The following is a 19,145-nucleotide window of genomic DNA, read 5'->3' on the forward strand; positions in this document are numbered from 1 at the left end:
GGCTCGTCCGAGGATCCAGGAACCTCGGTGAGACATTGACCCAAAAGAACGGCATTCTCCGACCACAGCGGCCCGCGTCGCAGCCTGGATCCTCGGGACGGAGCCCGAGGATGACGGTCTCTCTTGCCGCGTGTTCCTTCGCCTCTTTCCTGCGGACATTTGCTACCTTTTTCACCCTCCTGATCCTCAGTTTCACAACGCTGCCCGCCACAGCTCAGGACGCCGCCGCACCGGCCGACGCGTCGGCGGTCGAAAGCGCCGAAGCCGCTACGCAGGACCCTGCCGCGATAGTTCAGTCCTTCGGCGGCAAGCAGAGCTACGACGACACCGAAGAGGTGATTTCACGCCTCGCCGCCACCGGCGACCCGGCGGTCGCCCGCGCGCTCCGGGCTCTTCGCGAAGGCGATCTCTACTGGCGGGAGAGCGACGAGGCCGTCTTCATCGCGGCGCGCGATGGCGACAACTACGCTCTCACCGATCCCTATACCGGCGAAGAGGCCGGCACCGCTCCGCGCGGCGACATGTCGAAGGTCCGCGTCAAGAATTCCATCCGCAATGCCGTGACCGGCGCCCTCGGTTCGCTGACCCTGCGCTCGGACAATCCGGGCCAGCGCATGCGCGCGGCCAACACGCTTTTTGATGAAGCCAACCCGGACATGATCGAGCCGCTGGAAGCGGCGATCGAGGCGGAGGAGGACGCCTCCATCCGGACCGCTATGGAACAGGCGCGCGCCGCCGCGATCCTGCAATCTGATCGGCCGGAAGAAGAAAAGGCCGAGGTCACGAGCGTCCTAGCCCAACGCGGCGACAGGCAGGCCCAGACCTATCTCAATGCTTTCGCCGCCTCCACAGAGGACGATGCGGCAAGGGTGGCGGCCACCTCAGCCGTCGCGCAGATCCAGTCCAACATCAATTTCTGGAATCAGGCGCAGAACGTCTGGTACGGGCTCTCCCTCGGCTCGGTCCTGCTGCTCGCGGCGATCGGCCTTGCCATCACCTTCGGCGTGATGGGCGTCATCAACATGGCGCATGGCGAGATGGTGATGCTGGGCGCCTACACGACCTTCGTGGTGCAGGAGCTGATCCGCAACCATGCGCCGGAGCTCTTCGCCTGGTCGCTGGCGATCGCCCTGCCGCTCGCCTTTCTCGTCTCTGGCCTCGTCGGCCTTGGCATGGAGCGTGGGCTCATCCGCTTCCTCTATGGACGTCCGCTCGAAACCCTGCTCGCGACCTTCGGCGTCTCGCTCATTCTCCAGCAGGCTGTTCGCACGATCTTCGGCCCGACCAATCGCGAGGTCGGCAATCCCGATTGGATGTCTGGCGCCTTCGAGGTCGGCTTGATGTCTGTCACCTGGAACCGGCTTTGGATCATCGTCTTCGCACTGGTTGTATTCGCCGGCCTGTTGCTCGTCCTCAACAAGACCGTGCTCGGCCTCCAGATGCGCGCGGTCACGCAAAACCGGCAAATGGCCTCCGCCATGGGCATCCGCACGCCCTGGGTCGATGCGATGACCTTCGCGCTCGGCTCCGGCATCGCAGGCATCGCGGGCGTCGCGTTGTCTCAGATCGACAACGTCTCGCCCAATCTCGGCCAAGGCTACATCATCGACAGCTTCATGGTCGTCGTCTTTGGCGGGGTGGGCAATCTCTGGGGCACGCTCGTCGGCGCGATGAGCCTCGGCGTCATCAACAAGTTCCTCGAGCCCTATGCCGGCGCGGTTCTCGGCAAGATCGTCGTGCTCGTGATCATCATTCTCTTCATCCAAAAGCGGCCTCGCGGCCTGTTCGCGCAAAAGGGACGCTTCGTCGACGCATGATTTTCGCCAAGTATCTCGGGCCGCGTGTCTGGTTTCTCGTCCTCCTGCTCGTCGCGGCCGCGATCCTCGTACCGATGGCAAGCCTCTGGCTGCCGCGCTCCCATCCGCTGCATGTACCGTCCTACGCGGTACCTCTGATCGGCAAGTATATCTGCTACGCGCTGCTCGCCCTCTCGCTCGATCTCGTCTGGGGCTATCTCGGCATCCTCTCGCTCGGCCACGGCGCCTTCTTCGCGCTCGGCGGCTATGCGATGGGCATGTATCTGATGCGCCAGATCGGCTCGCGCGGGGTGTACGGCGATCCGGTCCTGCCGGACTTCATGGTGTTCCTGAACTGGCAGGAACTTCCCTGGTACTGGTCCGGCTTCGACCAGTTCTGGTTCGCGGCGCTGATGGTGATGGTCGCGCCGGGTCTCCTCGCCTTCGTCTTCGGCTTCTTTGCCTTCCGCAGTCGAGTCACCGGCGTCTATCTCTCGATCATCACACAGGCGATGACCTACGCGCTGCTGCTCGCCTTCTTCCGGAACGATATGGGCTTCGGCGGCAACAACGGGCTGACCGACTTCAAGGACATTCTCGGCTTTTCGATCCAGGCGCCGGAGACCCGGGCATCGCTGTTCGCCGCAAGCTGTATCGCGTTGGCCATCGGCGTTCTCATCGTTGGTGCGATCACCCGGTCGAAGCTCGGTAATCTGATGATCGCTGTGCGCGACGCCGAGAGCCGCACGCGCTTCATCGGCTGGCGGCCCGAATACGTCAAACTCTTCGCCTTCACCGTCTCCGCCGTGATGGCGGGCATCGCCGGCGCCCTTTATGTGCCGCAGGTCGGCATCATCAATCCGGGCGAGTTCGATCCGGTCAATTCGATCGAGGTCGTCGTCTGGGCGGCCGTCGGTGGGCGGGGCACGCTGATCGGCCCCGTGCTCGGCGCGCTTCTCGTCAATTACGGCAAGACGGTCTTTACGTCGATCGCGCCTCAGTACTGGCTCTTCGTTCTCGGCGGGCTCTTCGTCTTCGTCACGATCTTCCTGCCGCGCGGGATCGTCGGCACGTTCGACCACGGCTGGGATGCCTGGAAGGCGCGCCGCGCCTCGAAGGAACGCGAAATGGGCGAGGGGGCGGCCGAGCCCGCGCCGGGCCCGGCGGAATGACCATGACCGACCATTTCACAACGCGCCGGGAAGCGGCCGAACAGACGAAAGTCCTGGAAGAGCCCCAGGGGCAGGGCGATACGAGCACGGCTCGTGAAGAGTTAGGCGGGGGCCTGAGCGCACCGCCGGCGAACCGGACGGTTGCGGACGAGGGGCCGATGGCCGCGCCGAAATCCGGGTCGTCGGCGGACGCGGCTCTTTGTGATTCAGCGCCTCCAAGCGAAGAGCCTGACGCCGAAGCGACGACCGTCGAAGAGCCGGTCGTCTCGCCGCACCCCTACGCCACGCAGCTTCGCAACGAACGCATCGCGAAGGAAAAGCGCCTCGGCGCCCGCCGCGAAACGCTTCTCTATCTCGACGGCGTCAACAAAACCTTCGACGGCTTCAAGGCGATCAACAACCTCTCGCTGGTCGTCCAGCGCGGCGAGATGCGCGCCATCATCGGCCCGAACGGCGCCGGCAAGACGACGATGATGGACATCATTACCGGCAAGACGAAGCCCGACAGCGGTGACGTCTTCTTCGCCGGCGACGTCGACCTAACGAAATACGACGAAGCGGCGATCGCCTCCATGGGCATTGGCCGCAAGTTCCAGAAGCCGACCGTCTTCGAAGGCCTGACGATCGAGGACAATCTCCGGCTTTCGATGGAAGGCTCGCGTTCGGTGCTCGAAACGCTGTTCCACCGAAAAAGCGGCAAGGAAAACGACCTTGTCGAGGACATCCTCGAAGAGACTCGGCTCGGCGAGCGGCGTCACGCCAAGGCCGCCGATCTTTCTCATGGCCAGAAACAGTGGCTCGAAATCGGCATGCTGCTTGCCCAAGACCCCGAACTCCTCCTCGTCGACGAGCCGGTCGCCGGCATGACTGACGCCGAAACGGAAGAGACCGCACGCCTCCTACGAAAGATATCCGAAACGCGCTCGGTGGTCGTCGTCGAGCACGACATGCACTTCGTGCGCATGCTCGACGTCAAAGTGACCTGCCTGCACGAGGGCACCGTGCTTTCCGAAGGTTCGCTGGACCATGTCTCCAGCGACGAGCGGGTGATCGAGGTTTATCTCGGCCGATGACACTTAGGACCACGCAGTCATGCTGACCGTCTCCAATGTCGATCTTTACTACGGCGCCGCGCAGGCATTGCGGAACGTCTCGCTCGAAGCGAAGACCGGCAAGATCACCTGCGTCCTCGGGCGCAACGGCGTCGGCAAGACCTCGCTTCTTCGCGCGGTCATTGGCCAGCAGCCGATCCGTCGCGGCGAGATCGTTTTCGGCGATGAGACGCTCGGGAAGTCGGCGCCCTATTCCCGCATCCGCAAAGGCATCGGCTTCGTGCCGCAGGGGCGGGAGATCTTTCCGCTTCTCACGGTCCGCGAGAACCTTCAAACGGGCTTTGCACCGCTGAAGACCGACAAGACCGTGCCGGACCACGTGTTCGAGCTGTTTCCCGTCCTGAAGGACATGCTCTCGCGCCGCGGCGGCGATCTCTCGGGCGGACAGCAGCAGCAGCTTGCGATCGGCCGTGCCCTCGTCACGCGGCCCAAGCTGCTGGTGCTCGATGAGCCCACCGAGGGCATCCAGCCCTCTATCATCAAGGATATCGGCCGGGCGATCCGCTTCCTGCGCGACGAGTTCGGCATGACGATCCTGCTCGTCGAGCAGTATCTCGATTTCTGCCGTGAACTCGCCGACGAGATCGCGATCCTCGATCGCGGTGAGGTCGTCCATCGCGGCGTCGCGAGCGATCTCGACCGGGAGGATGTGCGCCGTCACCTGACGGTGTGAGGCACAGCGTATCGCGAAGGCGAGGCTGAAGCCGGGCAGGGCGGCCTAATCCTTCACCCGGTTCCAGAAGCCCCGCTTTCGCCCATGCCCCTGCCGAAGCCGCGCCGCATAGGCGGCGTGGTCTTCCATGAAGCCGAACTCCGCGATCTCCGCCGCCAGCCTTTCGCATTCGCCGAGATGCCGGGCCGCATGCTTGTAGCGGCTCGACTTGCCCTCATCGAGCGTGAAGTCGATCATCGCCCGCAACAGCCGCGTCGATGCCAGCGGATGAGACGGTGCCAACCGCTCGCTTGCCGGCGTCAGCAGATAATAGAGATCGCCGTTCCAGGCCCGCTCGGGATCGACAACGAGATCGGCGGCCCGCTTCAGGTCCGGCCATTCGACGAAGAACCCCAGCGCGTCGTGCGGGTCTTCCCGCTCCCCAACCGACGCCAGCACCTTCGCCTCGGTCTCGACATCCTCGAAATCCGGCAGCCGCGCGATATACGCTTTGAGCATCGGGACATCGAGGCGCTTCTCGAAGCAGAGCCAGCGAAAGGCCTGGGCTTCGTCCGACCGACCGGACGCCTCCAGCGCCGCGACATAGGCGGCCTCCCATTCCGGCTCGATGAAATCGGTGACGATCTCCTCCGGCGTTTCCAGGACGGCGACGAGCGCCTCCAGCGCTTCTTTTGGCCGTCCCGCCGCGGAAAGCCGGGCCGCGATCTCGGCGGCGACGCTCGGCACCCTGCGCTCCATCTCCGAATGATGCGCGACGAAGTCGTTGACGTCGCCTTTGGCATCGGCGATGGCGCGCAGCGCCGTATCGCTGCGATGGCGCTTGCTGAAGGATTGGAACTCGTCCTCGTACATCGGCCCGTCCAGCGAATAGGCGACGATCCGGCGATCCTCGTCGGGCTCGCGGTCCACCGGCTCGTTCGCCCAGTCGATAATTTTCGACTTGAGCGCTGCCTGGCCCTTAGAACCGAGCACCGGCGCGAGCTTTTCGATGAGGTCGTCGAACTGGCCGTGCTCGTTCTCGGTGAGCGCCGCGAAAACCTGCCCGGCAAGCGCGTCAGGTGGCGGTCCGAGACGCGCCGCGAGGGTTACCAAATCGTCGACCGCCTTGCCGAATTCGGCCATCACGGTGCCAGAGCCATCCTCCGTGCGCTCGAAGATGCCGTTCGCCAGAGCCAGATAGCGCCACAGAAGATCGAGGGCTTCGGCCGGATCGCTTGCGCCAAGCTTGTCGACGATGGCGTGCCGCTGGCCTTCAAGATCCTTCACGAGGTTCTTTCGCTTGCGCCAGCCGACCCGCGACTTCGCATTCGCAATCGCCGTCAAACGCTTGCGGATCTCGTGCGCGGCACTCTGCGGGCTGGCCTCGTGGGCGAGTTCCAGCCGCAAACGCCGCTTGGCGTTCGCATCGCCCGTCGAGATCTCGATCAGCAGCGCCGCCAGACGCACCGCGCCGAGCGCTTCCAGATTGGCCGCGTTGAGCGTTGTGCGCGATGCCATCAGCCTGCTCTTCCCCCATTCCCTCACAATCTGAAAAGAACACCGCGTTCAGCGCTCTTCGGCCACTCGACCGAGGTGGATGGTACCGCAGCGAACGACAAGCCCTCGAGTCCGCCGCGTTGGGGTTGCGTCGGATCCCGTTCAGCGCTTATGAGGGAGCCCCGGAGAGGTGGCCGAGTGGTCGAAGGCGCTCCCCTGCTAAGGGAGTATACCGGAAACGGTATCGAGGGTTCGAATCCCTTCCTCTCCGCCACGACAAGGCCTCGAAAGGCCTGATCCTAAATCATTGATGCGATTAGAGAAATTTCTCCGATCCCATTGCGAGGGATCGAGTCGTGGTCAATGTTCCAACCGATGTTCCAGGCGGATCGGAACCGAAGCCGAGAACGCGACGTCCGCGTCACATGACGCGCTCGGGTTCCGGGTGGCGCTTCGCGATGCGCTTGCCCCGGCAGTTCCATGCTATTCTCAGCCATGATTCGACGGCCCGATCTTGCCCTGAATTCGTTCGCGCAAGCTTCGGACCGATGACGGTTCGCGATGCCTGCCTGATCGGCGAGTAGGCGGCCGCTCAGTTCCGAGTGATCTGCGCAGAGGGCTCGAGGAAGTTGGCGGCGATGGACGAAAGACACGAAGTGGGAAGCAGCAGCCTTGGCGGGTCGACCTACGCCCACTTGTCCGTCGAAAAGCGCGCCGTCGTCGACGAGGTCATCGCCGCTGCGAACACAATGCTCGACAGCCTGAAGAGCGGCCGCTTCGCCGGTCGCCCTCCTCATCTTGTCCTGATGCCCTTTCTGGACCAGTTGCGCGCGTTCGAGGCGACAGCGCGCTCGCAGCCCGAGCTGGCGCACGTGCTTGAAAACCCTGCGCGTGAGACGGTCAGGTCGATGCTGACCAGCTTCGGGCGTGATGCAGAGTGCCTTGACGGGGTCGAGACCGTTCTCGATGTCGAAGCCGATCGCTCTCAGTCGATGACGGTCAAGACGAAGGGCATCGAATTTTCGAAAGCGAGCGAGGTCTACATTAAAGAAGTGAGAGAGCGTCATTCTATGTCGGAGAAGGATGTTCTCCGCTACGAGAAGATGCTCGCACTGTTTCAACAGGTCCTTGGTGACCGACCGGTTCTCTCGTATGATCTGGACGATCTGAGAAAGTATCATTCCGTCCTTCGCAAGCTGCCTGCTCGTTTTGCGGCGAAAGATATCCGGGTCAGCCAGAACGGCGTCCTGCTCGAGCCACTCGCTGCCGATCCCTCGAAGGCGCTCGCGGTCGCTACAGTCGCCTCTTATCTGGCTCCGGTTCACGCCGTGTTCACGCGCATCTGTGACGACGCAAATGTCCGCAATCCATTTGATAGTCTGAAGATTGCGAAGCCGAAAAAAGAACGGCCCGTCGCGATCGCGACCCTTGCCGCTTGGCATCGTCGAACGCGCGATCCAGGAGGGGCAGCGGGAAGGTTCTCTGGCCGCGATGCTTCTTCCGGTCGTCGGGCTTCTGACCGCTCGTCGCATCGGACTGCTAACGTTTTTGAACCATGATTGGCTTGAGAAGATCGGCGATCAGTATCTCGTCAGGCCCACCGAGACGGTCGTTCTTCCTGGCCGGACGGCCCGCACACCGATCAAGACGGACGAGTCCATGGTCCCGTTCGTTCTTCACGAGGAGTTGGTGCGTATCGGCGTCGTCGACCTGATGCAGGATCGGAAGTTTCTCTTTCTCGAATCGATGTCGACGGGAGATCCGGCCGCAGCCCTCTCCAAGCGCGCCAACTAACTTCTCGCGAAGGCGGGCGCGAAAGGGCGCCGTCATGGACAGACGTTTCACGCGATCCGGGCCCGGGGCATCACTCATTTTCGGACACACGTTCCGCAGGCTGTTCGGCTTCAGGCCGGTCATGCTGCCTCTGATGAGCATGAGTCCTACGATTGGGCCGAGATCGAACCCGAACTGGTGCCCCTCGTCGCGACGGTTCCGTTGCCCGAAGGTCTCGATCTCTCACCCCCGGCCGGCGCTGACTTCGCACGTGCCATTGCACTCGAGGAACGGTTGGCTCGCGCTCGCGCGAAAAGAGAATCCTGAGTTGCCGAGAAGAAAATCAACGCTGGTAGATCGACGAGAAGCCCAAAGGCGATCTCGTCACCGAGCAGCGATGCGACCGAAGTATGATGCAGGTTTCCGTCTGTCCGTTGTTGTACGACCGAAGCCCGCCACCAGCCGTGCGAAAAGCGGCTAGATCCATGGCTCGGAGTAAGCTTGGGCTAAGAGGCTATTGATCTCGCGGAACGCCGCGCTTCCCTCTCCCATGTTGAAAAGGACGTTGGCTCTCGACCCCGCAGCTCCGGCCGCTTTGGCGCGCGTTGGGTCAGTGAAGACGGCCTGATTCAGATGCGCGAGGGCGTGCTTCCACTCGCCATGGCGCACGTAGAATTGGGCCAAGGCATTGTGGGCTTCAGGAAGATGCGGGCTCAGCCGCAAGGCTTCGCGGTAGTGCTCGACTGCCCCCTCGGTCCGACTATAGGTCGGGTCAGCTCCGTAAGGCCTCCGCACCAGAATCTGCTCAAGCTTGCATCAGCCTCAAGAATTGGCTAATTATGATGCGCCGCGTTAGGGAGCGCGGCTTCGGAATAATATCGATTCGCATGCGCATAGGGCGGTCCAGATGACCGCTAGGATTGGGAGGACCACTCAATCTGAAAGGCTGCTCGAATGAGTTCCGCGAAACAAAGCCTGCCCGCTATGCGGGTCTTCTCCTATAGCGTCGCAGGTGTTCTAGGATTGTTGCTCACCTCGACCACGATGCCGTCAATGTTCTCCACGTCGTCCGATAGGGCGCTGATCAACGCGCCAACACAGTTGATTACGGCACCGATAAAGGGTGTCGTCACCGAGCTTGCATTGTCCTCTGGCGATCGAGTGCAACCCGGGCAGTTCGTTGGGCATGTACACAATGACGAGGTGGGCCGCGAGAAACTGATCGAACTGGACGTCAGGTCATCTGAGCTAAGGAACGATCTTCTCTCAACGCGTGCGGAATTAGCGCAGGTTCTGGAGATAGAGCGTCGCCTTGGCGTTTTAATCCGGGAACAGAAGGACGCGCTTACCCTCCAGTTGCGAGCAGCTGTCGAGAGCGCGAAGGCGCGCCTGCAAGAAACCGAAGCTCAGATTGCCATCTCACGCGAAGATGGCGTGCGAGCGCAGACGCTTCTATCGAGGGGCATGCTTGGCGGGACGTTGGTCAAAAGCAACAAGATGATCGAAGCGGTGACCTCACTGAGAGACCTCGCGGCCGCCGAACTCGCGGCAGCGACCCAGCGTTTGGACGCGGCAAGGAGCGGCATCTTCCTCGGATCTGATAACGGCCAGATCAACAGCCTGCTGATCGAGATGCGTGAGAACCAGAACCGGTTAGCCGCCCTTCACGCCGAGATCGACGTGTTGAAGGGCAAGCTGACCGACGTCTCGACGCTGCGGGAGGCAGAGCGGCTGCGCGTCACTCAGCTTGAGGATCAGCAAATCGCGGCGAACGGTGAAGTTCTTGTGACGCGCGTGGGCGTTTCGCAAGGTGCGGCGGTCAGCGCGGGCGATACCCTTGCCCAGGGCGTCGATTGCGGGCGTTCTTTCGTCGTGGCCATTTTCCCGGAGCGCAGCGCCGGCATGCTCGCTGCTGGCAAGCCGGTGACGATCTCCTCAATAGACTGGGCCGAGCCTGTGAAGGGCGTAGTGTCAAACCTCGTACCCCGCACTACCACTGCCGAGGACGTCAGTTACGCGGTACCATTCCCACCGACGGAGCGGCGCGAGTTGTATGCTTACATTGAGCTTATCGACGACGACGCGATCACCGAATCGGGGGCCTGCTCAGTCGGGCGTTGGGTCACCGTATCGGTGGACGGCGAGGGCATTTCTACCGATCGCCTGATTGCCGAGGCGGGCCGTCTCTTGAGAGAGGGCACGCATCATGCCACCGTCGGATACGAGGGCGCCATCGAACTTGCGGGCGCGGTCCCCGAAGCGGCGCAGTCCTATATCGATCTCGCCTGGTCGCAGGCCACGCTCGCCGCTGACCGGACGGCGACTACGACGCACCTCTGGCTGCGCGGCATCTTCACTACCGAGGCATCCGCAAATGTAGCCGCCGAGGAGCCGGGCCGCTCCTCCCGGGTGATCTCTTCCCGAGGTGGTTGAACGTGTCGCCGTTGCGGTGTCTAGCGATGGCGACCGCCTTCTGCATAAGTGGATCGGTCTCGGCAGCCGAACCGCCTTCGGAACCAGCGGTTGCTTTGTGCCGAACACTTTCGGCCTCTGTCTGGGCCGCGGATCTCGGCGATGCCGGCTTCTTGGCCAGCTACCGACCGGGGCCGGACGAAACGGAGCTGCCTGGTCCTTTAGCGACAACCGCCTTCGTTTACGACAACGCTTTGGCCGTTATCGCGCTGCTCGGCTGCGGGGACGAAGCCGCGGCCGGATTGCTCGGCCGCGCTCTCCTAGGATCCGCCCGCTCCGACCGTTTCTACACGGATGGGCGGCTGCGCAATGGCTATCGCGCCGTGCAGCTACAGACCCCGCCGCTGCTTCCGGGATGGTGGGATCCCTCGCGGTCTGCATGGTTGGAGGACGAGTATCAGGCCTCTACCGCGACCGGAAACGTAGTTTGGTCGGCTCTTGCGCTCCTTCATCTTCACCAAGCCGACAAAAACGTGGAGTGGCGCGAGGGTGCCGAACAGCTGGTGGGCTGGGTCGACGACAACACGCTCGACACTTGCCCGCCCGCAGGCTTTCATGGTGGCTTTTCCGGCTTCGAGCCTAACGCGCAAACGGTGCGCTGGAAGTCGACCGAGCACAATATAGATGTGATGGCGGCCTCTCGCTGGCTTGCGGGCCTGCCGCATGCTGACCCCCGATGGAAGGTGATGGCGCGCACCGCCACAAATTTCGTCGAGGCCATGGAACTGTCGGAGGGCGGGTTTCGCATCGGCACGACACCGGACTGCAAGGCTGGCGATCCCGATCAGCTTATGCTGGACGTGCAGCTATGGCCGATCTTAGCGCGTGCAGACGCTCCGAACCGTTGGCTACGTGCGCTCGACCTCGCACGCGAACGCCTGATGGTCGGACAAGGCTTCGACTTCAACGCCGACCGCGATGGCATTTGGACGGAAGGCACTGCCCAAGCAGCCCTTGCATTGTCGACTGCCGGGCGGCCCCGGGAGGCTGATGCGGCACTCGAAGAAGCCATGCGAGCGCGAGAGCCGAGAAGCGGCTGGCTCCTGGCAACCGACGGGAAGACGATTACGACTGGTCTCGCCACCGGTCCGGATGGCGAAGCGGACTTCTTCTACCACCCCCGGCCACACCTGGGCGCAACCGCCTGGGCCATTCTAGCCGCCACCCGTACTAATCCTTTCCGTCCGAAGAAAGCTCGCGATAATGTTCACGGTGCCCGGTGATGCGACGAGCATTCTCCTCTCCGATCTTGGGATCGTGCTTGTGGTGGTTGCCCTCGCCAAGTTGCTGCATCCAGAACGAACCCCCGATCGCGCACTTCTCGGCGCGATCACCCTTCTGTCGATCCTTATTTACGCATTTTGGCGAACGCTTGATACGCTCCCGCCCTTTGATTGGTCCGTCGCATCCCTTTGGCCGCGGGTCTTCTACGGCTTCGAGATGCTCGCAATCCTTTATTCCTCGGCTTCGATTTTGATCTTAATGCGAACCTCGGATCGCTCGAGGCTTGCGGATGCCGCACAGGCCCGGCTCGAAGCCAGCGGCCAGTGGCCCGAAGTCGACGTTTTCATTTGCACATACAACGAGCCGCTCAACGTGCTCGAGAAGTCAATCTTCGCGGCTCTTGACCTCGACTATCCGAACCACCGTGTTTTCGTCTGCGACGACACACGCAGGGAACCGGTGCGGGAGCATTGCGGACGTTTTGGGGCTTTCTACGTTACCCGGCCGGACAATCGGCACGCCAAGGCGGGCAATCTCAACAATGCACTTCGTGTATCCGGAGAGGACGGGAACGGAGCACCATTGATCCTTGTGCTAGATGCTGATTTCGCCCCCCAGAGCCACTATCTGAAGCGGGTTGTCGGCCTATTCGAGGACCGGCGGATTGGCGTAGTTCAGACCCCACAATTCTACTACAACTGCGACCCGATCCAGCAGAATCTTGGGCTGCGAGACAGCTTTGTCGACGACCAACGAGTGTTCTTCGATACATTCCAGCCATCGAAAGACGCTGTCGATTGCGCTTTCTGCGTCGGCACGAGCTTTGTCGTGCGCCGCGACCTCGTCACTGAAATGGGGGGCTTCCCACACGAGGCCCTATCTGAGGACATGCTCCTCACCTACCGCCTAATGGAGCGCGGCTACGTCACGCGCTGGCTCAACGAACGATTAAGCGTCGGCCTCTCGGCCGAGGGATTGCCGGAATACATCACCCAGCGCACCCGATGGTGCCTCGGGACGATCCAGATCGGCGTTCTCCGCGACGGACCGCTACTCGGCGGTCGCTTCACCCTCTTACAGCGCCTCCACTATATCCACGGTCTCCTGTCCTGGCTGGCCAAGCCCTTCATCATCCTGATGATGGTCGCCCCCGTGCTTTACTGGTTCTTCGAACTGCCGGCCTTTGAGGCTGACCACCTGGCGTTCCTTCGCTACGGCTTGCCGGCGCTTATCGTGTTCTGGATCTATTCGAGCTGGGTGTCGGGCAAGCGGACCTTGCCGCTTTTTACGGAAGTTACGCATGCACTTACCGCCCTACCGATCACACTGACGCTTCTAAGCGCTTTGCGAAATCCGTTCGGCAAGCCCTTCAAGGTCACCGAAAAGGGGGGCGATCGGTCGGTCGTGAAGGTCAATGTTGGGATGGCCGCGATGTTCGGCGGCCTCGCACTCGCCTCGGCCGTTGCCATCGTCATCAATCTCCTTGGGCCGGTGGCGCAGAACTCTCCGTCCGATCGCGACCTTTTTAACCTGATCTGGGCGGGCGTCGCGATGGTGATATCGCTGCTGGCCTTCATCGTGTGCTTTGAGCGGCCGCGCGAAGGCGACGGTGAGGAACTGATCCGGGTCCATGAAACAGTCTACTTGTTGGTGGACGGGATGCGACGAGAAGCGAAGATGGTTGCTCTCTCCGTCGACCGCATCGTCTTTGCCGAAGCGCTGAGCATGAAGCCTGCGGAAGGTTTGATTCACATAGAAGGTGTTGGAGCAGTTCAATTCACGTCCGACGGAGACAGCGTGTCAGTCCTGCCGTTTCGCACCGACGATCGCCAGCGACAGGCACTCGTGCGCAAGCTCTTTTCATCCGCTCCAGTCAATGTTGCAAGCCGCGGCCAACTTTTCCGATCTATCACTGCCTCGATCCGGCATGCCTTGTGGTCTTAGGATTGATGAGTTTTTGCCGGGCCTGACCGTCACCGGTCGACATCGCTGGCCGCTTAGTCGCACGCCACTCGCCGCTTCAGGACGACCCGGTCGGCGGCATTCACGCCATGAAGCTGGAAAGCGCTCTCCGCGAGGTTGATACCGAGTACATCGAGGGTCATCCCATCTCTCCTTCCCATCGGCAGAGCCAGAGTTTCTGCCCTTAAATGAGTGCCGTCCATGCAATCAGCTGGGAGAAAGTTTATTTGCGCATGGGCGTTGCGGAAATCCAGTGGCTGAAACAACTCGAAGACGAGAACTAGAAGCTAGAGTGCCACGTTGCGGACCTGAAGCTGGACACACTCGTGCTTCAGGACGCAATGCGGAAGTAAGGCAACAGGCCGCCGCCGGTACGGGGTCGGAACGGAACGGTGAGCCCCGGTTTCTCGAATTTCAAGCGCCTCTCAACCCTCAGATTTATTATAGGCGATCCCAGACATTGTGGGAATCATAGAGTAGTTGTAACGAGATAGCCTGTCTGTACTCGCGTCATCGAATCGGTCCGGAACATGCCTTATTCACTGCCGCCTGCAGACGTCGCGAACATCTTTGCCAGCCTCCCTCAAGCCTACCTGGTTCTGAATACCGAGCTAACTATTGTCGCCGCGAGTGATCTTTATCTGAAAACCACGGACCGGGCTCGTGGGGACATCGTCGGGCGGCACATCCTCGAAGCGTTTCCGGAAAATCCTGAAGAGGCAGGATCCGTGGAACAGGGTCCACTCGAAGTCTCGCTCCGCCACGTACTGGCGACGCGCAGAACGCACGAGATGAACGTCATCCAGTACGATATTCCTCGTCCGGCCGAGGACGGCGGCGGGTTTCAGAGGCGTTACTGGACTCCGATCCATACGCCGGTGCTGAACACTGACGGCTCGGTTCGCTACATCGTTCAGACCCCGATGGACGTCACGGAGAGCGTGCTTAAAGACCGTGAAGCCGATGCACGCCTGCGGATCGCGATGCATGCTGGTTCTTTGGGATCTTGGGAGTACGAGCCCGAAACAGACATCTGGCGGCGAAATTCGATCGTCGATGAGATGTTCGGCTTCGCGCCGGGACACGGCGGCCATGTCGCTGCGCCGTACTTCGCCCGAGTGCATCCCGATGACTTGCCGCGGGTGAGGGAGGTCGTCAGGGCCGCCGCCGCGAGCCCGGACAGGACGCCACTACTGTTTGATTATCGGGTCATCCGACCTGACGGCGACGTCCGCCATCTCTCTTCGCGCGGCGAGGTCCTGAGGACTTCCAATGGTCAATCGCGTTTGATCGGTGTCGTAATGGACGTCACAGCAGACAAGGTCCGCGAAGCGGAGTTGCGGGATGCGCTGTCGATGCAGGAAGACCTTCTCGAACAGAAGGATCTTCTCCTTGCCGAGGTGAACCACAGGGTCAAGAACAGTCTGCAATTGGTCGTCAGCACGCTGAACCTGCAGAGCCGGCGCGTCGGTGATCCGGACATGAAGGCTGCGTTTGGACAAGCTATATCGCGTGTCAAGGCGATTACTTCAGTGCACGAACGTCTTTACAAGACCGAGGATCCCCTCGTCGTCGACATGCAGGAGTATCTCGTCGGTCTATGCGCCGATCTTGCGGAAAACTCGGATCTGAAAGAGTACGTCCAGACCAATATTGAGCCCCTGCGGCTGAAGACTGAGAAGGCCATCCCGGTTGCACTGATCGTCAACGAACTCATTACGAACGCCCTCTAGTACGCGTATCCAGAAGAGACGAGGGGTGCGATTGTCCTGACCCTTAAGAATCTACCTGACGGAATGCTCAAACTCAGCGTCGCGGACGAAGGTGTCGGCCTTAGTCAAAAGACGACTGCCGATGGGCTCGGTTCACGTCTCGTACGCACTATGGCACTGCAGCTAAACGGCCATTTCGAGGAGCCTTTATCGGCAAGGGGATATCACACGACTGTCATTTTTCCGAAAAAGCCCTGATGCCCGCCGCCATCCTCATTGTCGAGGACGAAATGCTGCTGGCAATGGATCTCGAAGATATTCTCGTTGGAGCTGGCTATACCGTGATCGGGAGCGCTGTAGACATGCATCAGGCTGTCGCCATTGCGGAGCGCTTCGGTAACGGGATTGATGCGGCGATCATGGACGTCAATCTCGCGAATGGCACTAACGGTGTAGAGACAGCGGGTCTGCTACGTCAGGGGTGGAACATTCCCTCCCTTTTCGTAAGTGCCAATATCGATGAGAAAATGCGTGCGCGAGCGTCACAGTGGAACCCAATCGGTTTCGTCGGGAAGCCTTATTCAGAGCGGGAAATGCTAAACGCTTTGAAGGCCGCATTCGCATAAGCTCGCCAGTAGTGCACTTCTTGCGCCGCACCCCGTCGTAGGCGTGAGCTGCCCCACCGGGTATTCCTGGGTGAATCTTGTGGCAGTATCGGCCTTTGCGCTGATTTCGGCGTGGCCGGCGACGTCGGTCCGTTGAGCGGCGCCGACCAGCGGGCGGCCCACGGGGTGGGAGGCTGGCAGCCGATCGATGAGTGCGGACGCGCCGTGTTGTAAACTAGTCTACTGGCCGGTCAGCCACAGTGAAACACACGAGTGGTAACGCCATGGTCAGATGACACCGACCAGTCTATTGATAACATTCAAGTTTACGCCTTTGGCGTGTATCTGATGTAGGAGCGGATCAATGAGCGTCGAAGGCTCGTATTCGTGGCCTCTGGTCATTCTTTCAATTCTGATTGCCACGCTCGCAGCCTATACCGCTCTGGATCTCGCAGGCCGCATATGTAGTGCCATCGGTACGGCACGCGTTGGGTGGATCCTTACAGCTGCCGTTGCCATGGGCGGCGGCATCTGGTCGATGCATTTCGTTGCGATGCTTGCGTACAAGATGCCGATGGCTGTGAGCTACGATGTCACCCTTACAGCCATGTCGCTCGCCCTCCCGATCCTCGTAACGGGTATTGGTTTCTCACTCTTGCTGGGGGGAGGCGTGAGTTGGCCGGTCCTTCTGGCGGGCGGTTTGATCATGGGAGTCGGCATCGCGACCATGCATTACCTGGGCATGCAGGCGATGCGAATGCCTATGGTGATACATTACAATGACTTCCTTGTTGCAGTTTCGGTGGCGATTGCTGTCATCGCCTCGACAGCGGCACTATGGCTAGCATTCGAGCGGACGACCTTCGTCCGCCGACTTGCTGCTGCCGGCGCAATGGGCCTCGCGATCTCGGGTATGCACTACACCGGAATGGCGGCAGCCAATTTTGTTCAGCATCCGCCTCGAAGATGCTTCGCCTTCGACGGCCGCTCTTGACCCGACGGCTCTTGCGCTTGCGACCGCAGGATCGACGTTTCTCATACTGTTTCTCGCATTGGCAGCGTCCCTGGTCGACAGGCGGCTAGCCCTGGCGAACGCCCGTGAGGTTTCCGCCGCGCAGGAAAGTCATATGCGTTTCGCTACTCTCTACCGCCGTACACCATTGCCGCTCCACGCATTGAACGAAAAGGGATGCATCGAGCAGGTTAGCGATGTCTGGCTTGAGGTACTTGGTTATGATCTTGAAGAGGTCATGGGGCGACCGCTCACCGATTTCATGTCAGAACCATCAGCCCGTCGTCGGATGGAGGTCGACTGGCCCGCGCTTCTGGCATCCCAGGAATTGCGAGGTGCCGAGTATCAGTTCGTAACCAAAGATGGACGCATCCTGAACTGCTTGCTATCCGCTCATGTGGAACGTGATGCCGAAGGCCGCTTTCTTCAGGCGCTTTGCGGACTAATGGACATCACCGCATGGCGGCAGACCGAGTTGCAGCTTCGCCAATCTCAGAAACTTGAGGCGGTAGGGCAACTGACGGGGGGAATTGCACATGACTTCAACAATTTGCTGTCCGCTGTGCTGGCAAGCCTTAATTCGCTCGAGAAGCGTCTGCCGAAAGACCCGAAGCTTCGGCAGTTGATAAATACTGCGATACAAGGCGCAGAGCGCGGCGCCTCGCTGACCCAAAGAATGCTCGCTTTTTCACGCCGTCAGGATCTGCATCCGAACGCATCAACATTCCGGAACTGGTTCATGAGATGGCCGACCTGTTGCAGCGCTCGATCGGGCCAGCCATCCAGATCGAGGCGGCATTCCCGATCCGAATACCTCCGGCCCGAGCCGATGCCAATCAGTTAGAGCTCGCCCTTGTCAATCTAGCGGTGAATGCACGTGATGCGATGCCAGATGGTGGCACGATCACGGTCTCCGCAAAGCAAAAGTCGGTCGTTGATCCTGAGACTGACCTGGAGCCGGGTGACTATATCTGCCTGACGTTGGCAGATACAGGCTGCGGAATGGATGCAAAGACGCTTGCTGCCGCAAGGGACCCGTTCTTTACGACGAAAGAGGTCGGCAAAGGGACAGGGTTGGGATTGTCGATGGTCCATGGTTTTGCCGCACAGTCTGGAGGGCGCTTCGTTCTGAAGAGTACGGTCGGGGCAGGAACGACGGCCGAGATTTGGCTACCCATTGCCGATATTGCCGAGGAAGCCCGAAGCCCGGTACTGGAAACCTCGTCCGACATACCTTCAACGCAGCGATTGAAGGTGCTTGCTGTTGACGACGATGCCCTCGTACTGCTGGACACCACTACGATGCTGGAAGATCTCGGACACGAGGTTGTCGAAGCAAATTGTGGGACAGAGGCTCTCGAAATACTGGACATGCACCAGGTGGACCTGGTCGTCACAGATCAGGCCATGCCGAACATGACCGGACTAGAGCTTAGAGCGCAGATTCGTAGGCGATTTCCCCATCTGCCCGTCATTCTGACAACGGGATACGCAGATCTGACGACGAGTGCTGGACAGGATATCCATGTCCTTTCAAAACCTTTTGCAGAATACGGTCTCGCAGAAGCAATCGAAAAGGCGATCGAAAGGCCTCACGCCAACAACATTGCGATTTTTGAAAAAGAGCGACTGCGCCGCGATGCGATCTGACAGAGTGCTCTGATCGCGAATTGTGAGATCGAGGAGAGTCATTCGTCGACTCTTGATCTTACTCCTGAGGGGCAGATGGTTCCATTCGCCTGGTCTTAGCCGAGCTTTCGCGGGCCCACGCAGACGCTTAAGCGTCAGACCTGAAACGAGAATCGAAGGTTTGCAAATTTGCTGAGGAATGATTCCCTCTGTGAACAGGTGACTTACGGGCCGAAGTTATTCGATGGACCTTCACGAGCGTGTTGTGGCGCGCGTTCTGAGTGGTCATTGACGATGTTCGACGGCGCGAATTCGGGAGGGAAAGTTTCGCGATCAAACTTATGCAGCGTCACGAGCGGGAGGCCTCCACCGATCCGCAGCGTCAGGTCCGAAACGAGGCGCTGCAGCTTCCCGTCCTCGTTTTCGAGCTGTTTCAGCCGCCGGATCTCCGACACGCCCATCTTCGCATAGACCTACTTCCAACGGTAGAACGTGCTCTCCGTAACTTTTAACTCGAGGCACAGACG

At 60.7% G+C, this 19,145-nt stretch carries 16 protein-coding genes, 1 tRNA gene and 1 pseudogene; 15 read left to right on the forward strand and 3 right to left on the reverse strand.

Annotated elements, in window-relative coordinates; all coding sequences use genetic code 11:
* The first annotated feature begins 110 nt into the window (after positions 1–110).
* The 4 genes from urtB (at position 111) to urtE (ending at position 4,753) form a co-directional block, all read left to right on the forward strand.
* The gene (urtB, locus tag FP2506_RS01135; protein ID WP_007065498.1) at positions 111–1,817 is read left to right on the forward strand and encodes an urea ABC transporter permease subunit UrtB; all 1,707 of its coding nucleotides are present in this window, start codon (positions 111–113) and stop codon (positions 1,815–1,817) included.
* On the forward strand, positions 1,814–2,968 hold the full coding sequence (gene urtC / locus FP2506_RS01140; RefSeq protein WP_007065499.1) for an urea ABC transporter permease subunit UrtC: 1,155 nt from the start codon (positions 1,814–1,816) through the stop codon (positions 2,966–2,968). Before urtB ends, urtC begins: the two co-directional genes overlap by 4 nt.
* Before the next feature lie 305 nt (positions 2,969–3,273).
* A complete protein-coding gene (urtD, locus tag FP2506_RS01145; RefSeq protein ID WP_040489271.1) occupies positions 3,274–4,041 on the forward strand; it encodes an urea ABC transporter ATP-binding protein UrtD in 768 nt (255 codons plus the stop codon).
* A 19-nt stretch (positions 4,042–4,060) separates the two neighbouring features.
* Positions 4,061–4,753, forward strand: a complete 693-nt coding sequence (urtE, locus tag FP2506_RS01150) for an urea ABC transporter ATP-binding subunit UrtE (protein WP_007065501.1) — start codon at positions 4,061–4,063, stop codon at positions 4,751–4,753.
* Positions 4,754–4,798: 45 nt separating this feature from the next.
* Here the strand turns inward: urtE and FP2506_RS01155 are convergent, their stop codons facing one another.
* Positions 4,799–6,250 carry a DUF6880 family protein gene (locus tag FP2506_RS01155; RefSeq protein WP_007065502.1) on the reverse strand — a complete coding sequence of 484 codons (1,452 nt, stop codon included), beginning with the start codon at positions 6,248–6,250 and terminating at the stop codon, positions 4,799–4,801.
* A 163-nt stretch (positions 6,251–6,413) separates the two neighbouring features.
* On the opposite strand from FP2506_RS01155, the gene FP2506_RS01160 reads away from it, so the two are divergent.
* From FP2506_RS01160 to FP2506_RS01170, 3 genes are all read left to right on the forward strand, one after another.
* A tRNA-Ser gene (locus FP2506_RS01160) sits at positions 6,414–6,503 on the forward strand.
* A gap of 364 nt (positions 6,504–6,867) precedes the next feature.
* Positions 6,868–7,788: a hypothetical protein gene (locus FP2506_RS01165; protein WP_007065504.1), complete on the forward strand. Its 921-nt coding sequence runs from the start codon at positions 6,868–6,870 to the stop codon at positions 7,786–7,788.
* The gene (locus FP2506_RS01170) at positions 7,778–8,023 is read left to right on the forward strand and encodes a hypothetical protein (RefSeq protein ID WP_007065505.1); all 246 of its coding nucleotides are present in this window, start codon (positions 7,778–7,780) and stop codon (positions 8,021–8,023) included. The genes FP2506_RS01165 and FP2506_RS01170 overlap by 11 nt, the downstream gene beginning before the upstream one ends.
* Positions 8,024–8,479: 456 nt before the next feature.
* On the opposite strand, the gene FP2506_RS18210 is transcribed toward FP2506_RS01170, so the two are convergent.
* Positions 8,480–8,797, reverse strand: coding sequence for a tetratricopeptide repeat protein (locus tag FP2506_RS18210; protein ID WP_058371594.1), 318 nt, complete (start codon positions 8,795–8,797; stop codon positions 8,480–8,482).
* A 159-nt stretch (positions 8,798–8,956) separates the two neighbouring features.
* Between FP2506_RS18210 and FP2506_RS01180 the strand changes: the two genes are divergently transcribed.
* The 8 genes from FP2506_RS01180 (at position 8,957) to FP2506_RS19130 (ending at position 18,639) form a co-directional block, all read left to right on the forward strand.
* Entirely contained in the window at positions 8,957–10,435 is a 1,479-nt protein-coding gene (locus FP2506_RS01180) for an HlyD family secretion protein (protein WP_148227427.1), read from the forward strand.
* Between the two features lie 152 nt (positions 10,436–10,587).
* Positions 10,588–11,697, forward strand: a complete 1,110-nt coding sequence (locus FP2506_RS01185; protein WP_244404103.1) for a hypothetical protein — start codon at positions 10,588–10,590, stop codon at positions 11,695–11,697.
* On the forward strand, positions 11,678–13,642 hold the full coding sequence (locus tag FP2506_RS01190) for a glycosyltransferase family 2 protein (protein WP_007065510.1): 1,965 nt from the start codon (positions 11,678–11,680) through the stop codon (positions 13,640–13,642). The genes FP2506_RS01185 and FP2506_RS01190 overlap by 20 nt, the downstream gene beginning before the upstream one ends.
* A 548-nt stretch (positions 13,643–14,190) precedes the next feature.
* Positions 14,191–15,393: a sensor histidine kinase gene (locus FP2506_RS01195; RefSeq protein WP_007065513.1), complete on the forward strand. Its 1,203-nt coding sequence runs from the start codon at positions 14,191–14,193 to the stop codon at positions 15,391–15,393.
* A 236-nt stretch (positions 15,394–15,629) separates the two neighbouring features.
* Complete coding sequence (locus FP2506_RS01200) at positions 15,630–15,998, forward strand: response regulator (RefSeq protein ID WP_007065514.1); 369 nt, start codon at positions 15,630–15,632, stop codon at positions 15,996–15,998.
* A gap of 343 nt (positions 15,999–16,341) precedes the next feature.
* Positions 16,342–16,971 (forward strand): MHYT domain-containing protein, encoded by a 630-nt coding sequence (locus tag FP2506_RS19120; protein WP_007065515.1) that lies wholly within the window; start codon positions 16,342–16,344, stop codon positions 16,969–16,971.
* Positions 16,922–17,833: a PAS domain-containing protein gene (locus FP2506_RS19125; RefSeq protein ID WP_244404104.1), complete on the forward strand. Its 912-nt coding sequence runs from the start codon at positions 16,922–16,924 to the stop codon at positions 17,831–17,833. Before FP2506_RS19120 ends, FP2506_RS19125 begins: the two co-directional genes overlap by 50 nt.
* Positions 17,734–18,639 carry a response regulator gene (locus FP2506_RS19130; protein WP_007065516.1) on the forward strand — a complete coding sequence of 302 codons (906 nt, stop codon included), beginning with the start codon at positions 17,734–17,736 and terminating at the stop codon, positions 18,637–18,639. The genes FP2506_RS19125 and FP2506_RS19130 overlap by 100 nt, the downstream gene beginning before the upstream one ends.
* 356 nt (positions 18,640–18,995) lie before the next feature.
* Here FP2506_RS19130 and FP2506_RS19135 read toward each other — a convergent pair.
* A pseudogene (locus FP2506_RS19135) lies at positions 18,996–19,142 on the reverse strand (transposase); the annotation flags it as partial.
* Between the last annotated feature and the right edge of the window lie 3 nt (positions 19,143–19,145).

Origin of the sequence: Fulvimarina pelagi HTCC2506, from assembly GCF_000153705.1 — a bacterium.
GTDB classification, from domain to species: domain Bacteria; phylum Pseudomonadota; class Alphaproteobacteria; order Rhizobiales; family Rhizobiaceae; genus Fulvimarina; species Fulvimarina pelagi.

Coding starts and splice junctions, on each gene's coding strand:
- urtB (WP_007065498.1), top strand. CDS start 111: ATGACGGTCTCTCTTGCCGCGTGTTCCTTCGCCTCTTTCCTGCGGACA.
- urtC (WP_007065499.1), top strand. CDS start 1,814: ATGATTTTCGCCAAGTATCTCGGGCCGCGTGTCTGGTTTCTCGTCCTC.
- urtE (WP_007065501.1), top strand. CDS start 4,061: ATGCTGACCGTCTCCAATGTCGATCTTTACTACGGCGCCGCGCAGGCA.
- FP2506_RS01155 (WP_007065502.1), bottom strand. CDS start 6,250: ATGGCATCGCGCACAACGCTCAACGCGGCCAATCTGGAAGCGCTCGGC.
- FP2506_RS01165 (WP_007065504.1), top strand. CDS start 6,868: ATGGACGAAAGACACGAAGTGGGAAGCAGCAGCCTTGGCGGGTCGACC.
- FP2506_RS01180 (WP_148227427.1), top strand. CDS start 8,957: ATGAGTTCCGCGAAACAAAGCCTGCCCGCTATGCGGGTCTTCTCCTAT.
- FP2506_RS01190 (WP_007065510.1), top strand. CDS start 11,678: ATGTTCACGGTGCCCGGTGATGCGACGAGCATTCTCCTCTCCGATCTT.
- FP2506_RS01195 (WP_007065513.1), top strand. CDS start 14,191: ATGCCTTATTCACTGCCGCCTGCAGACGTCGCGAACATCTTTGCCAGC.
- FP2506_RS01200 (WP_007065514.1), top strand. CDS start 15,630: ATGCCCGCCGCCATCCTCATTGTCGAGGACGAAATGCTGCTGGCAATG.
- FP2506_RS19120 (WP_007065515.1), top strand. CDS start 16,342: ATGAGCGTCGAAGGCTCGTATTCGTGGCCTCTGGTCATTCTTTCAATT.
- FP2506_RS19130 (WP_007065516.1), top strand. CDS start 17,734: ATGGCCGACCTGTTGCAGCGCTCGATCGGGCCAGCCATCCAGATCGAG.